Raw genomic sequence first — 13,679 nt, 5'->3', positions numbered from 1 at the left:
TGATGAAAGAAAGAATTGCCGCGATGTGGTAATCTAACATCAATGAAAACAGAGACATTTTTCCGGCAGTGCACTGCCCGGTAACGCTATGACAGAACAACAGAAGTTAACCTTCCCGATGCTCAATACGCTGCTTGACGGCCTGATGCTGCGCGACAAACAGCGCTTCAGCCGCCGTCTGCATGGGGTGAAAAAGGTTAAAAATCCTGATGCACAACAGGCCATTCTCCAGGAGATGGCGCAGGAGATTGAACAGGCAGCCGGTCAGGTCGTGCTACGCGAAACGGCGCGCCCGGCGATAACGTACCCGGAAAACCTGCCGGTCAGTCAAAAAAAGCAGGCGATTCTCGAGGCGGTGCGCGACCACCAGGTGGTGATTGTCGCCGGTGAAACCGGTTCAGGGAAAACCACTCAGTTGCCGAAGATTTGTATGGAGCTGGGACGCGGGGTGAAAGGGCTTATCGGCCATACTCAGCCGCGTCGTCTGGCGGCACGAACCGTGGCGAACCGTATCGCCGAAGAGCTGCAAACGGAGCCGGGCGGCTGCATCGGCTATAAGGTGCGCTTTAGCGATCACGTCAGCGACACCACCATGGTGAAGCTGATGACCGACGGTATTCTGCTGGCGGAAATTCAGCAGGATCGGCTGCTGATGCAGTACGACACCATCATTATCGATGAAGCGCACGAACGCAGCCTGAACATCGATTTCCTGCTGGGTTACCTGAGGGAGTTGTTGCCGCGGCGTCCTGACCTGAAGATTATCATCACTTCGGCGACGATCGACCCTGAGCGCTTCTCGCGCCACTTCAATAATGCGCCGATTATTGAAGTTTCCGGGCGGACGTACCCGGTGGAGGTGCGCTATCGCCCGATAGTGATCGATGCTGATGACACCGAGCGCGACCAGTTGCAGGCGATTTTCGATGCCGTTGACGAGCTGAACCACGAAGGGCCGGGCGACATCCTGATCTTCATGAGCGGCGAGCGTGAAATTCGTGATACCGCCGATGCGCTGAGCAAGCGGGATTTACGCCACACCGAAATTTTACCGCTGTATGCGCGGCTGTCGAACAGCGAGCAGAACCGGGTATTCCAGTCGCACAGCGGACGGCGCATCGTGCTGGCGACCAACGTCGCGGAAACGTCGCTGACCGTGCCGGGCATCAAGTATGTCATTGACCCGGGTACCGCGCGCATCAGCCGCTATAGCTACCGCACCAAAGTACAGCGTCTGCCGATCGAACCCGTGTCGCAGGCCTCCGCTAACCAGCGTAAAGGCCGCTGCGGGCGCGTATCGGAAGGGATCTGTATTCGTCTGTACTCGGAAGACGATTTCCTCTCGCGCCCGGAGTTTACCGACCCGGAAATTCTGCGCACTAACCTGGCCTCGGTGATTCTGCAAATGACGGCGCTGGGACTGGGCGATATCGCGGCCTTCCCGTTTGTGGAAGCGCCGGATAAGCGCAATATTCAGGACGGCGTCCGCCTGCTCGAAGAGCTGGGCGCCATCACGACCGACGAGCAGCAGACGGCCTATAAGCTGACGGCGCAGGGCCGCCAGCTCAGCCAGCTACCGGTGGATCCGCGTCTGGCGCGGATGGTGCTGGAGGCGCAAAAACACGGTTGCGTGCGCGAGGCGATGATCATCACCTCGGCGCTCTCGATTCAGGACCCGCGCGAGCGCCCACTGGACAAGCAGCAGGCCTCCGATGAGAAGCACCGTCGTTTCCACGATAAAGAGTCGGATTTCCTGGCGTACGTGAACCTGTGGAACTACCTGGGCGAGCAGCAGAAGGCGCTGTCATCGAACCAGTTCCGCCGCCTGTGCCGCACCGACTACCTCAACTACCTGCGCGTGCGCGAGTGGCAGGATATCTACACGCAGCTGCGTCAGGTGGTGAAAGAATTACGCATTCCGGTCAACAGCGAACCGGCGGAGTACCGCGAAATTCACGTTGCGCTGCTGACCGGGCTGTTGTCGCACATCGGCATGAAAGACGCCGATAAACAGGAGTTCACCGGCGCGCGTAATGCCCGCTTCTCCATTTTCCCCGGTTCCGGCTTATTCAAAAAGCCGCCGAAGTGGACGATGGTCGCGGAGCTGGTGGAAACCAGCCGCCTGTGGGGGCGTATCGCCGCGCGCATTGAACCGGAATGGGTGGAACCTGTCGCCCAGCACCTGATTAAGCGCTCATACAGTGAACCGCACTGGGAGCGCGCGCAGGGGGCGGTGATGGCCACGGAAAAAGTCACTGTCTACGGCCTGCCTGTCGTTGCCGCGCGTAAGGTCAATTACAGTCAGATTGACCCGGCGCTGTGCCGCGAGCTGTTCATCCGCCATGCGCTGGTTGAGGGCGACTGGCAAACGCGTCATGCGTTTTTCCGCGATAACCTCAGGTTACGCGCCGAAGTGGAAGAACTGGAGCATAAATCACGTCGCCGCGACATCCTGGTGGACGACGAAACGCTGTTTGAATTTTATGACCAGCGAATCAGCCACGATGTCGTTTCCGCCCGCCATTTCGACAGTTGGTGGAAAACGGTCAGCCGCGAAACGCCGGATCTGCTCAACTTTGAAACGAGCATGCTCATCAAAGAGGGCGCGGAGGGGGTCAGCAAGCTGGATTACCCGAACTTCTGGCATCAGGGCAGCCTGAAGCTGCGCCTGAGCTACCAGTTTGAGCCGGGAGCGGATGCAGACGGCGTTACCGCGCACATCCCGCTGCCGCTGCTCAACCAGGTTGAGGAGGCCGGGTTTGAATGGCAAATTCCGGGTCTGCGCCGTGAGCTTATCATTGCGCTTATCAAGTCGCTGCCCAAACCGGTACGGAGAAACTTTGTTCCGGCGCCGAACTACGCGCAAGCGTTTTTAGGCCGCGCCACACCGCTGGAACTGCCGTTGCTGGATTCGCTTGAGCGTGAATTGCGCCGGATGACCGGGGTGACCATTGACCGTGAAGACTGGCACTGGGAACAGGTGCCCGATCATCTGAAAATCACCTTCCGGGTAGTGGATGATAAAAACAAAAAGCTGCAGGAAGGACGCGACCTCAACGCCCTGAAAGAGACGCTGAAAGGGAAAGTACAGGAAACGCTGTCAGCGGTGGCGGATGACGGTATCGAACAGAACGGACTGCACCTGTGGAGTTTCGGCTCGCTGCCGGAAAGCTATGAGCAAAAGCGCGGTAACTATAAGGTAAAAGCCTGGCCTGCGCTGGTGGATGAACGCGACAGCGTGGCGATTAAGCTGTTCGACAATCCGCAGGCGCAGCAGCAGGCCATGTGGTGCGGCTTGCGTCGTTTATTGCTGCTGAATACCCCGTCGCCGATCAAATACCTGCACGAGAAGCTGCCGAATAAAGCCAAGCTGGGGCTCTATTTTAACCCCTACGGCAAAGTGCTGGATTTGATTGATGACTGTATCTCCTGCGGCGTGGACAAGCTGATTGACGAAGCGGGCGGCCCGGTGTGGACGCAAGAACGTTTTGCCGCGCTGCACGAGAAAGTGCGGGGCGAGCTCAACGATACCGTGGTGGAGATTGCCAAACAGGTAGAGCAGATCCTGACGGCGGTGTTTAACATTAATAAACGCCTGAAAGGTCGAGTGGATATGACCATGGCGCTGGGGCTGTCGGACGTCAAATCGCAAATGAGCGGTCTGGTGTATCGCGGCTTCGTGACCGGCAACGGCTTTAAGCGCCTCGGCGATACGCTGCGTTACCTGCAGGGTATTGAGCGTCGGCTGGAGAAGCTGGCGGTCGACCCGCACCGCGATCGCGCGCAGATGCTGAAGGTTGAAAGCGTGCAGCAGGCGTGGCAGCAGTGGCTGAATAAACTGCCGCCCGCCCGGCGCGGCGATGCGGACGTGCAGGAGATCCGCTGGATGATTGAGGAGCTGCGCATCAGCTACTTCGCTCAGCAGCTCGGGACGCCGTATCCGGTCTCCGATAAGCGTATCCTGCAGGCGATGGAACAGATTAGCGCCTGAATTCAGGACTTACAGCGAACCTAACAGCGGCGTGCGGGTAATCCGCGCGTCGCCGTTAATCACCTTGCGCCCGCGCAGATGAATGGTGTCGCCGTCGTAGGCCTCAATCACCGCATTTTCAGTGATCTCAACATGATGCTCGATCACCACATCGCCGCTGATGCGGGCGTGGCCTTCGATCAGCACGTTGTCGTCAAGCAGTACGGGGCCGCCGCGCAGCCAGGCGTAGCCGCCGACCAGCACCCGGTGTTTCAGCACGCAGTTGCCTTCCACCACGGCGTTTTCCGCCACCTGCGCGCTGTAGCGCAGCGTGGGGATCGCATCCTCGCCGCGCCCGGCGACCACGCGCGCGTGGCCGTAGACTTTGGCGCAATCGCACAACCAGACGTTGTTTTCCTCATTCCCCTGGATAAGCGCCGCGTCAAAGACTTCTGCCCGATGCTCAATAAACGCCTGGTCGACAATGGCGTCGCCGTAGACCTGCGCCTGGTGGACAACCCGCGAGCGGCTGACCGTCGCGCGATCGTAAATCTGCAGGATCTGTTCGCGTTCCCGCGTCAGCCCTTTGGCGGCGATAATGTCGCAGTCGTTGAGGACCCGGGCGCTGCCGAAGAGGTGGCACTCGCCGCGTACACGGGAATTTTTTACCGTGACGTTGTCACTTAAATGCGCTTGATCGCTGATTTCGGCTGTCTCCACAAGGGCGTTTCCCGCCACCCGCGCGCCATGGCTGAGAATGCACGTCCCGCAAATACGCGCGTTTTCCTCGACCCGGGCCTCGGCGAAGACCATACTGTTTTCGTCATAAATCCAGCAGGCTCCTTGCTGGCTTAACGCCTGCGGTGAATCAATCCAACCGCCGGCGGCGCCCTGTTTTACATCGGCGAAATCGTACAGGGCGATAATTTGCCAGAGGTCGACGCTTTTTTTCTCGCCGTCTTGCTGATAGCTAAAGGCGCGGGAAGAGGTGCTGAGGCGGTATTTGTTCATCGCAGTTCTCATCACGAGTGATTAACATAAACGTAGCAAAAAATCTCCGTGACGCCGTGGAGAACATTACTTTAAAATGCAACTTCAAAATTATTTGAAAGATTCAACGCTATGAGTGGACTATCGACAGAACCCAAAGTACTTCATCTTCCCGCGGGCTATTTTGGCATGGTGCTCGGTACCATCGGCATGGGGTTCGCCTGGCGCTACGCCAGCACTATCTGGCCGGTTAGCCCTTATATCGGCAACGCTCTGGTGACGCTGGCTATCGTCATGTGGGCGTTGCTGACCCTGGCGTTTATCGCCCGGCTGGTGCGCTTTCCAACGAGCGTGGTGGCGGAAATGCGCCATCCGGTGGCCAGCAGTTTTGTCAGCCTGTTTCCGGCCACCACCCTGCTGGTGGCGATTGGCGTCACACCGTGGCTACGGCCGCTGGCGCTGATGCTGTTTTCCGTCGGCGTCGTGCTGCAACTTGCCTATGCGGCCTGGCAGAGCGCCGGGCTGTGGCGCGGTAAACATCCGGGAGACGCCACCACGCCGGGGCTGTATTTGCCGACGGTCGCCAACAACTTTATCAGCGCCATGGCCTGTGGCGCGCTGGGATTCAACGATGCCGGGCTGGTATTCCTGGGCGCCGGGATCTTCTCCTGGCTGAGCCTTGAGCCCGTTATCCTGCAACGCCTGCGCAGCTGCGGCGAACTGCCCGCGCCGCTGCGCACCTCGCTTGGCATTCAGTTGGCGCCCGCGCTGGTCGCCTGTAGCGCCTGGCTTGCGGTCAACGGCGGGCAGGCCGACGTGCTGGCGAAGATGCTCTTTGGTTACGGCATGCTTCAGTTGCTGTTTATGCTGCGCCTGATGCCGTGGTATCTGAAACAGCCGTTTAACGCCTCATTCTGGAGCTTCTCGTTCGGCGTGTCCGCGCTGGCGACCACCGGGCTGCATCTGGGGCAGGCGGCGACGTCGGGTTTTTTCCATACCCTCGCCATTCCGCTGTTCATTTTTACCAACGCCATCATCGCATTTTTGCTCATTCGTACGCTGAGCCTGCTGCTGAGCGGTAAGCTGCTGATCCGCGTTGAACGTTCGACATTATCAGGAAAAAAGGAGCCATCATGACCGTACGTGACGAATTTTACTTTACTGAAAAATATGGCCTGACCCGCACCCACTCCGAGGTGCTGAACGCCGTCGCGCACGTGGCGCCGGGCAAGACGCTGGATTTGGGCTGCGGCAACGGCCGTAACAGCCTGTATCTGGCGGCAAACGGTTTTGATGTGACGGCATGGGATAAAAACCCCATGAGCATCAATAATCTGGAATCCATCCGCAGCGCTGAAGGGCTGGAGAATTTGCGCGCGAGCGTGGCTGACCTTAACAACCTGCGCTTTGACGGCGAGTATGACTTTATCCTCTCGACCGTGGTGCTGATGTTCCTCAACGCAAAGACCATTCCGGGGCTTATCGATAATATGCAGCGCTGCACCCGTCCCGGCGGCTGGAACCTGATTGTCGCGGCCATGGACACTGACGATTATCCCTGCACCGTCGACTTCCCGTTCGCGTTCAAGCCCGGCGAACTGCGTGACTATTACGCGGGCTGGACGCTGGCGAAATACAATGAAGACGTTGGCGAACTGCACCGCACCGACGTCGACGGTAATCGTATCAGGCTACGTTTCGCCACGATGCTGGCGCGCAAACCGGTCTAAAAATAACGGCGGTATGATTATGGTGACAATTAGTTTCATGCCGCAATTTATTTTAATTTTATATTAAAATACAAGTACATATCATAGATGATTATGATTAATAGCTATAGTTTCTGATTCTGTACGCGATCGCTGTTTTTGCTACAACAAACCTGTCCGGATTTTGTTATAAGTGCCCGGCATTTGTGCATTTACAGGGATTAACTCATGCGTACTACTACGTTATTGAAAGTGGCCGCCCTGACGGGCATGTTGGCGTTGACGGGATGTGCATCGAAAATCGCTCAGCCGAATCAGTATTCCGGTTTTTTAAAAGATTATTCTAACCTGAAGGAAACGACGACCGCCTCGGGAAAATCGGAATTGCGTTGGGTAGACCCTCACTATAACCCGAGCAACTATGACAACATTGTTTATAACCCGGTTATCTATTATCCGGTACCGAAACCCAATACGCAGATTGGTCAGCAGGTGCTCGACGGGATCCGTAATTACACCAACCAGCAGCTCAAGCAGGCTATCTCCGAGAGAAAGCCGCTGGCGATGACCGTTGGCCCGCGTAGCCTGATCTTCCGTGGCGCTATCACTGCCGTGAACTCCAGCAAAGAAGGGCTGCAGTTCTATGAAGTTATCCCGGTGGCGATGATTGTGGCGGGTACCCAGGCGGCAACAGGTCACCGCACGATGGACACCAATCTGTACTTCGAAGCTGAGCTGATTGATGCGAAAACCAATAAACCGGTGATTAAAGTCGTCCGTAAAGGCGAAGGTAAAACGCTGTCCAACGAATCGACCCCGATGACCATTGATACCCTGAAGCAGGTTATCGATGACATGGCGGTCGACGCGGTTAAATTCAATCCTAATCAGAAATAACGGCGAAGCCCGGGGTGAACACACCGGGCTTCTTTTATTATGCCGCCGTTTTGGTGAACGCCCGTCGTTTGAACCAGGTTGCGGGTTTTGCAAACATCACCAGATTTCCTGCCAGTATCAGCGCCAGGCCGAAGACGGCATTGGCATGCCAGAAATAGCCTTCATAAAACGTTGAAATCGTCAGCGCCACCAGCGGGAACAACAGGGTGCTGTAGGCGGCATTGGCCGGACCAATACGCCCGACCAGCGTAAAGTAAGCACCAAAGGCGATGACCGAGCCAAACAGCGCCAGATACAGCAGCGCGCCGAGGTAGCTTACGGTCCATTGCGGCATAAAGCTGTCGCCGCGAACCAGCGCGATGACGCCCATCACCAGCGTGCCGTAGAGCATGGCCCAGCTGTTGGTGGTCAGGGTTTCCAGACCGCGGCGCTGGTGGCGAATGCTCAGCATATTGCCGAGCGAAAAACCGTAGGTGCCGAGCGCGCTCAGGCCGACGCCCATCAGCAACTCGCGGCTCATGCCGCTGGCCTGCAGGTCATCCCAGAACAGGGTCACAATCCCGATAAACCCCAGCAGCGCGGCGAACCAGAAGCGGGCAGGCGGCTGCTGGCGAAAGAAAATAAAGCTGTTGATCGCGTTAAACAGTACGGCCATGGAGAAGATAACCGACTCCAGCCCGGTGTTGATCCACGCCGCGGCGGTGTAAAAGCACCAGAAGTTAAAGCAGAACACACAGCAGCCCTGAATCAGGCAAAAGAGATGATCGCGCCGCGCCAGACGACGCAGGCGGCCCGTCAGCCCCAGCACCACCAGCAGGGTGACGCTCGCCAGCGCAAAACGCCAGAAAATGGAGACCGGCGCCGGGACGGGACCCTGCTGTAAAAAGATGGCAATCCAGGTGGTACCCCAGATAACCACGACCAGAAGGTAGAGGAGGACGTTCATATTTTCGCTCCGCATCAGCGATGAAAAGCGCAAGTATGGCGCTGATGCCGCGTCGACGCTTGCAGCGGATTGCGGGGGAATTGCAAAATCTTGCGCTTTTTTCGCCTGACTTCAGGCGGCAGGGCTGGCAACGACGGGCGACAATTCATAGACTACGGAGAGACTAATTTGTAAAGCGGATGTTATGTCACACTCTTACGGTACCTTCGAAACGCTGCGCCAGCAAAACGCCATACTGCGCGATACGGTCGATTTACACTCTGGTATCCAGCTGGCGGCCTGGTTTAACAATCACGATACCGTAACCGTGAACAGCAACCATCATACTCTCAGCTTGTATATTGCGGACGGCTACGAAAGCTACCATAAGACGCCCCACGGCTGGAAAAACGGCGGCGGGCCGGATCGTTTTTGCCTGATGCCGCAGGAGAGCGAATCGAGTTGGGACATTCGCGGCAACCTGTCGTTCGTACACCTGTACTGTACCGACGCGCACCTGCGCGAGGTGGGCGAGCAGATTTGGGACAAGCGCCCGGCGACCTTCAGTCTTGATGAAAAAACCTTTGCCCACGATGAAAGGATAACCTCGCTGTACCGCCATTTTCTGCTGGGCTGCGACTGGCATCAGCAGGCGAACCAGCTGGCGTTGAGTACCGCCAGCACACTGCTGTTGACGCATCTGATCCAGCGCTATACCAACGTGCAGTGGCAACTGCCGAAAGTCACCGGCGGGCTGGCGCCCGTGGTGCTGCGCAATGTGCTGGCGTTTATCGACAGCCATCTTGATAAGCCGCTGATGCTGGCGGAACTGGCGCAACAGGCGGCGCTCAGCGAGTATCATTTTGCCCGGATGTTCCGCCAGTCGATGAAGGTGGCGCCGCATCAGTACGTGATGCAGCGGCGGATGGAAAAAGCGCAGCAACTGGTGCGCCACAGCGCGCTGCCGCTAACCGATATCGCGCTGGCCTGCGGGTTTAACTCCGCCAGCCATTTCAGCAACCGCTTCAAAAGCGTGACCGGATTGACACCGTCCCAGCTACGCGCGGCGAGCCAGTGACAGTACGCTAAAGCAAACGCCGCCCGCGACCAGTCCCCAGAACGCCGACCCGATACCGCCGAGCGTCAGTCCGCTGGCGGTCACCAGAAACGTCACCATCGCTGCATCCCGCTCGCTCTCATGCGTCAGCGCCTGCATCAGGCTGCCGCCGAGGGTGCCGAGCAGCGCAAGGCCTGCCAGCATCTGGATCCAGGCGACGGGTAATGCCGCCATCAGCGAGGTAATCGAGCCGCCAAATATCCCCGCCAGCAGGTAAAACATGCCTGCGGCCGCCGCCGCTTTCCAGCGCTGATGCGGGTCCGGGTGCGCATCCGGGCTCTGGCAAATGGCGGCAGTGATCGCGGCAATGCAGATAGAGTAGACGCCGAACGGCGACAGCAGCAGAGCGATGGCGCCGGTAATGACGATTAGCGATGACGCCGGTACGCGGTAGCCGGAGGCCTGTAGCGTGGCGAATCCCGGCGCGTTTTGCGAGGCCATGGTGACCAGGAAGAAGGGCAGTCCCACGCTCAGCAGCAGCGAGGGGTCGAAATGCGGGGCGATGTAGCGCGGCACGACCACGGCAAACTGTATCGCCATGGTGTTAACGTCGCCCAGCAACAGCGCCGCAATACTGCCTGCCAGCAGCGCAGCGACCACCGCATAGCGCGGGGCGAGCGCTTTACAGGCAAGCCAGGCCAGCAGCATGCTGCCGCACAGCCAGAGGTTTTGCGACAGCGTGCTGAACGCCTGTAACCCAAAGCGCAGCAAAATACCCGCCAGCATCGCCGCCGCCAGCGAATGCGGCACGATTTTCATTATTCGCGCAAACAGCCCGGTAATGCCGCACAGCACGATCAGGGCGTTGGCAAAAATAAACACGCCGATGGCGTCATTGAGGCTGACCCCCTGTAGCCCGCTGACCAGCAGCGCAGCGCCGGGCGTCGACCAGGCGGTGAGAATCGGGACTTTGCGCCAGAGCGTCAGCAGCAGGGTGCTGACACCCATCGCCACGCCCAGCGCGGTCATCCATCCGGCGATATCCTGCGCGGTTGCGCCCGCGACGCTCGCCGCCTGCCAGATGATAGCAGCGGAGCTGGCATAACCGACCAGCACGGCAACAAAACCGGTCAGCAGCGTGGGGAAAGGAAGCGTGAACGTACGCATTTATTTTACCTTGTGCGTTATAGCGTCCATAAAAGGTATCATTGAGCGTTATAGCGCACAAGTGGTAAGCTGCAGAAAAAAGGAGCCGCTATGAATATTGCGCAACATCTGGCAGCGACGTTAAAAACGCTGCGTCAGCAGCGGGGCTGGAGCCTGTCCAGGCTTGCGGAGGAAACGGGCGTATCGAAGGCGATGCTCGGGCAAATCGAGCGTAATGAGTCCAGCCCGACGGTGGCGACGCTGTGGAAAATCGCTACCGGGCTGAACGTGCCGTTTTCGTTGTTTATCACGCCGCCGGAGAGCGAGACAACAGCCTATGATCCTCAGCAGCAGGCGATGGTGGTGACGCCGCTGTTCCCGTGGGATGCCGAACTGCGTTTCGACCACTTCTCCATCATGCTGGCGCCCGGGGCGCTCAGCGAGTCGGCGCCGCACGAAGCCGGGGTGATTGAGCATGTCGTCGCCATCAGCGGGACGCTGGATATGTGTATTGACGGGCGCTGGCAGCGGGTTGCCGCCGGAGAAGGGCTACGCTTTGCCGGTGATACCGCCCATGCCTATCGCAACAGCAGCGATGAAACCGTGCATTTTCACTCATTAATCCACTACCCGAGAGAAAAGAAAGGGGACGCCGCAGGGCATCGGGCTTGCGGAAAATGATTTCGTCCGGCGCGACTTCTGACTACAATAGCCGCCATTTTGACCATAATGGATAACGACGATTGTATGCGCCTGCAAAACCATCATCTCGAACTACTCAGCCCGGCCCGTGACGCGGCTATTGCCCGTGAAGCTATTCTGCACGGCGCGGACGCGGTCTATATCGGCGGCCCCGGGTTTGGCGCCCGTCATAACGCCAGCAACAGCTTGCGCGACATCGCCGAGCTGGTGCCGTTTGCCCATCGCTATGGCGCGAAGGTGTTCGTTACCCTGAACACCATTCTGCATGATGATGAACTGGAACCGGCGCAGGCGCTGATTACCGACCTGTACCACACTGGTGTTGATGCGCTGATCGTCCAGGATATGGGGATCCTTGAACTGGATCTGCCGCCGATTGAGCTGCATGCCAGCACCCAATGCGATATCCGCAGCGTCGAGAAGGCGAAGTTCCTCTCTGATGCCGGTTTCAGCCAGATTGTTCTGGCGCGCGAGCTGAACCTTGAGCAGATTCAGGCAATCCATGCGTCCACCGACGCGACCATCGAATTCTTTATTCACGGCGCGCTGTGCGTGGCGTATTCCGGACAGTGCTATATCTCCCACGCCCAGACCGGGCGCAGCGCCAACCGCGGCGACTGCTCGCAGGCGTGCCGTCTGCCGTATACCCTGAAAGACGATCAGGGGCGCGTGGTGGCGTATGAAAAACATCTGCTGTCGATGAAAGATAACGATCAGACCGCTAACCTGGCGGCGCTTATCGACGCGGGCGTTCGCTCGTTCAAAATCGAAGGCCGTTATAAGGACATGAGCTACGTGAAGAACATCACGGCGCACTATCGCCAGATGCTCGACGCTATCATTGAAGACCGGGGTAACCTGGCGCGCTCATCGGCAGGACGTACCGAACATTTCTTTATTCCGTCCACGGACAAAACCTTCCATCGCGGCAGCACCGACTACTTTGTTAACGCCCGTAAAGGCGATATAGGCGCATTTGACTCACCGAAATTTATCGGCCTGCCGGTCGGTGAAGTACTGAAGGTCGGTAAAGAAAGCCTTGACGTCGAAGTGACCGAACCGCTGGCGAACGGCGACGGGCTGAATGTGATGATCAAACGTGATGTTGTCGGCTTTCGCGCCAATACGGTAGAGAAAATCGGAGAAAACCGCTACCGCGTCTGGCCGAATGAAATGCCGGCGGATCTGCATAAAGCGCGCCCGCATCAGGCGCTTAACCGCAACCTTGATCACAACTGGCAGCAGGCGTTGCTGAAGACCTCCAGCGAGCGTCGTATCGCCGTGGATATCGAACTTGGCGGCTGGCAGGAACAGCTGATCCTGACCATGACCAGCGAGGATGGCGTCAGCGTAACTCATACCCTCGATGGCCAGTTTGCCGGGGCTGACAACGCGGAAAAAGCGCTGAGCAACCTGCAGGACGGTATCGCGAAGCTCGGGCAGACTATTTACTATCCGCGCAAGGTTGACGTGAATCTGCCGGAAGCGCTGTTTGTGCCGACCAGCCTGGTCAACCAGCTGCGCCGCGAAACGGCCGGGATGCTGGATGAGGCCCGTCTGGCCGCTTATCAGCGCGGTAGCCGTAAGCCGGTCTCCGTACCGGCGCCAGTCTACCCGGAAACGCACCTGACGTTCCTGGCTAACGTTTACAACCATAAAGCCCGCGCGTTTTACCAGCGCTATGGCGTCCAGTTGATTGATGCGGCGTATGAGGCCCACGAAGAGAAGGGCGATGTGCCGGTGATGATCACCAAACACTGCCTGCGTTTTGCCTTCAACCTCTGTCCAAAGCAGGCGAAAGGCAATATCAAGAGCTGGCGCGCAACGCCGATGCAGTTAGTGCATGGCGATGAGGTGCTGACGCTGAAGTTTGACTGCCGACCGTGCGAAATGCATGTGGTGGGTAAGATGAAAAATCACATTTTCAAAATGCCGCTGCCCGGAAGCGTGGTGGCGTCGGTGAGCCCGGAAGAGCTGTTGAAGACGTTACCGAAGCGTAAAAACGGATAAAAAAACAGGGGCAGAATCGCCTAATGCCAGTCAGTTAAGCAAAATAATGAATTTTTATTCATTATTTTGCTTTAAAGCCCCCCTTTGAAAAAAGGGTGGAACCGTTCCGTTCACTTTTCCTCCTCCGCTTCCTGTCAATTTCTCTGCGGTGAACGTGTCAAAGGCGCTCGCCGCCGCGCCCTTGACAATCCCGGCTCCCGGCAAAGAAAACCGCCGCTTCGCGGTACCCTCGGCTTATTGCGCCTGGCTTTCGGGTCGGGTACGACGTCACAT

At 57.9% G+C, this 13,679-nt stretch carries 10 protein-coding genes; 7 read left to right on the top strand and 3 right to left on the bottom strand.

Going from position 1 to position 13,679, the window contains the following annotated elements; genetic code table 11:
• The first annotated feature begins 88 nt into the window (after window positions 1-88).
• On the top strand, window positions 89-3,991 hold the full coding sequence (gene hrpA / locus JO226_RS20140) for an ATP-dependent RNA helicase HrpA (RefSeq protein WP_296406718.1): 3,903 nt from the start codon (window positions 89-91) through the stop codon (window positions 3,989-3,991).
• A gap of 9 nt (window positions 3,992-4,000) precedes the next feature.
• Here hrpA and ydcK read toward each other — a convergent pair whose 3' ends face one another.
• Window positions 4,001-4,981 (bottom strand): YdcK family protein, encoded by a 981-nt coding sequence (gene ydcK / locus JO226_RS20135; protein ID WP_296406716.1) that lies wholly within the window; start codon window positions 4,979-4,981, stop codon window positions 4,001-4,003.
• A gap of 111 nt (window positions 4,982-5,092) precedes the next feature.
• Between ydcK and tehA the strand changes: the two genes are divergently transcribed.
• The 3 genes from tehA (at window position 5,093) to JO226_RS20120 (ending at window position 7,566) form a co-directional block, all read left to right on the top strand.
• Window positions 5,093-6,097, top strand: coding sequence for a dicarboxylate transporter/tellurite-resistance protein TehA (gene tehA, locus JO226_RS20130; RefSeq protein WP_296406714.1), 1,005 nt, complete (start codon window positions 5,093-5,095; stop codon window positions 6,095-6,097).
• Window positions 6,094-6,690, top strand: a complete 597-nt coding sequence (gene tehB / locus JO226_RS20125) for a tellurite resistance methyltransferase TehB (protein WP_296406712.1) — start codon at window positions 6,094-6,096, stop codon at window positions 6,688-6,690. Before tehA ends, tehB begins: the two co-directional genes overlap by 4 nt.
• A 207-nt stretch (window positions 6,691-6,897) precedes the next feature.
• Complete coding sequence (locus JO226_RS20120) at window positions 6,898-7,566, top strand: DUF3313 domain-containing protein (RefSeq protein WP_296406710.1); 669 nt, start codon at window positions 6,898-6,900, stop codon at window positions 7,564-7,566.
• 37 nt (window positions 7,567-7,603) lie between these two features.
• On the opposite strand, the gene JO226_RS20115 is transcribed toward JO226_RS20120, so the two are convergent.
• The gene (locus JO226_RS20115) at window positions 7,604-8,512 is read right to left on the bottom strand and encodes an EamA family transporter (RefSeq protein ID WP_296406708.1); all 909 of its coding nucleotides are present in this window, start codon (window positions 8,510-8,512) and stop codon (window positions 7,604-7,606) included.
• 184 nt (window positions 8,513-8,696) lie between these two features.
• On the opposite strand from JO226_RS20115, the gene JO226_RS20110 reads away from it, so the two are divergent.
• Window positions 8,697-9,569, top strand: a complete 873-nt coding sequence (locus JO226_RS20110) for an AraC family transcriptional regulator (protein ID WP_296406706.1) — start codon at window positions 8,697-8,699, stop codon at window positions 9,567-9,569.
• Here JO226_RS20110 and JO226_RS20105 read toward each other — a convergent pair.
• Window positions 9,549-10,715 (bottom strand): benzoate/H(+) symporter BenE family transporter, encoded by a 1,167-nt coding sequence (locus JO226_RS20105; RefSeq protein ID WP_296406704.1) that lies wholly within the window; start codon window positions 10,713-10,715, stop codon window positions 9,549-9,551. The two genes, JO226_RS20110 and JO226_RS20105, sit on opposite strands and share 21 nt — an antisense overlap.
• Window positions 10,716-10,805: 90 nt before the next feature.
• Here JO226_RS20105 and JO226_RS20100 point away from each other — a divergent pair, with 90 nt between their 5' ends.
• The gene (locus tag JO226_RS20100; protein WP_296406702.1) at window positions 10,806-11,375 is read left to right on the top strand and encodes a helix-turn-helix domain-containing protein; all 570 of its coding nucleotides are present in this window, start codon (window positions 10,806-10,808) and stop codon (window positions 11,373-11,375) included.
• Window positions 11,376-11,441: 66 nt separating this feature from the next.
• Window positions 11,442-13,406, top strand: coding sequence for a U32 family peptidase (locus JO226_RS20095; RefSeq protein WP_296406700.1), 1,965 nt, complete (start codon window positions 11,442-11,444; stop codon window positions 13,404-13,406).
• Window positions 13,407-13,679: the final 273 nt, after the last annotated feature.

The organism is Pluralibacter sp. (assembly GCF_019237635.1).
Lineage (GTDB): Bacteria > Pseudomonadota > Gammaproteobacteria > Enterobacterales > Enterobacteriaceae > Enterobacter_B.
The sequence above is the reverse complement of the archived record's forward strand: the minus strand, read 5'-3'. Positions and strand labels throughout refer to the sequence as shown.

Excerpts from the sequence above, each read along its gene's own strand:
- JO226_RS20100 (WP_296406702.1), top strand. The coding sequence starts at position 10,806 with ATGAATATTGCGCAACATCTGGCAGCGACGTTAAAAACGCTGCGTCAG.
- JO226_RS20115 (WP_296406708.1), bottom strand. The coding sequence starts at position 8,512 with ATGAACGTCCTCCTCTACCTTCTGGTCGTGGTTATCTGGGGTACCACC.
- tehB (WP_296406712.1), top strand. The coding sequence starts at position 6,094 with ATGACCGTACGTGACGAATTTTACTTTACTGAAAAATATGGCCTGACC.
- JO226_RS20110 (WP_296406706.1), top strand. The coding sequence starts at position 8,697 with ATGTCACACTCTTACGGTACCTTCGAAACGCTGCGCCAGCAAAACGCC.
- tehA (WP_296406714.1), top strand. The coding sequence starts at position 5,093 with ATGAGTGGACTATCGACAGAACCCAAAGTACTTCATCTTCCCGCGGGC.
- JO226_RS20095 (WP_296406700.1), top strand. The coding sequence starts at position 11,442 with ATGCGCCTGCAAAACCATCATCTCGAACTACTCAGCCCGGCCCGTGAC.
- JO226_RS20105 (WP_296406704.1), bottom strand. The coding sequence starts at position 10,715 with ATGCGTACGTTCACGCTTCCTTTCCCCACGCTGCTGACCGGTTTTGTT.
- JO226_RS20120 (WP_296406710.1), top strand. The coding sequence starts at position 6,898 with ATGCGTACTACTACGTTATTGAAAGTGGCCGCCCTGACGGGCATGTTG.
- ydcK (WP_296406716.1), bottom strand. The coding sequence starts at position 4,981 with ATGAACAAATACCGCCTCAGCACCTCTTCCCGCGCCTTTAGCTATCAG.
- hrpA (WP_296406718.1), top strand. The coding sequence starts at position 89 with ATGACAGAACAACAGAAGTTAACCTTCCCGATGCTCAATACGCTGCTT.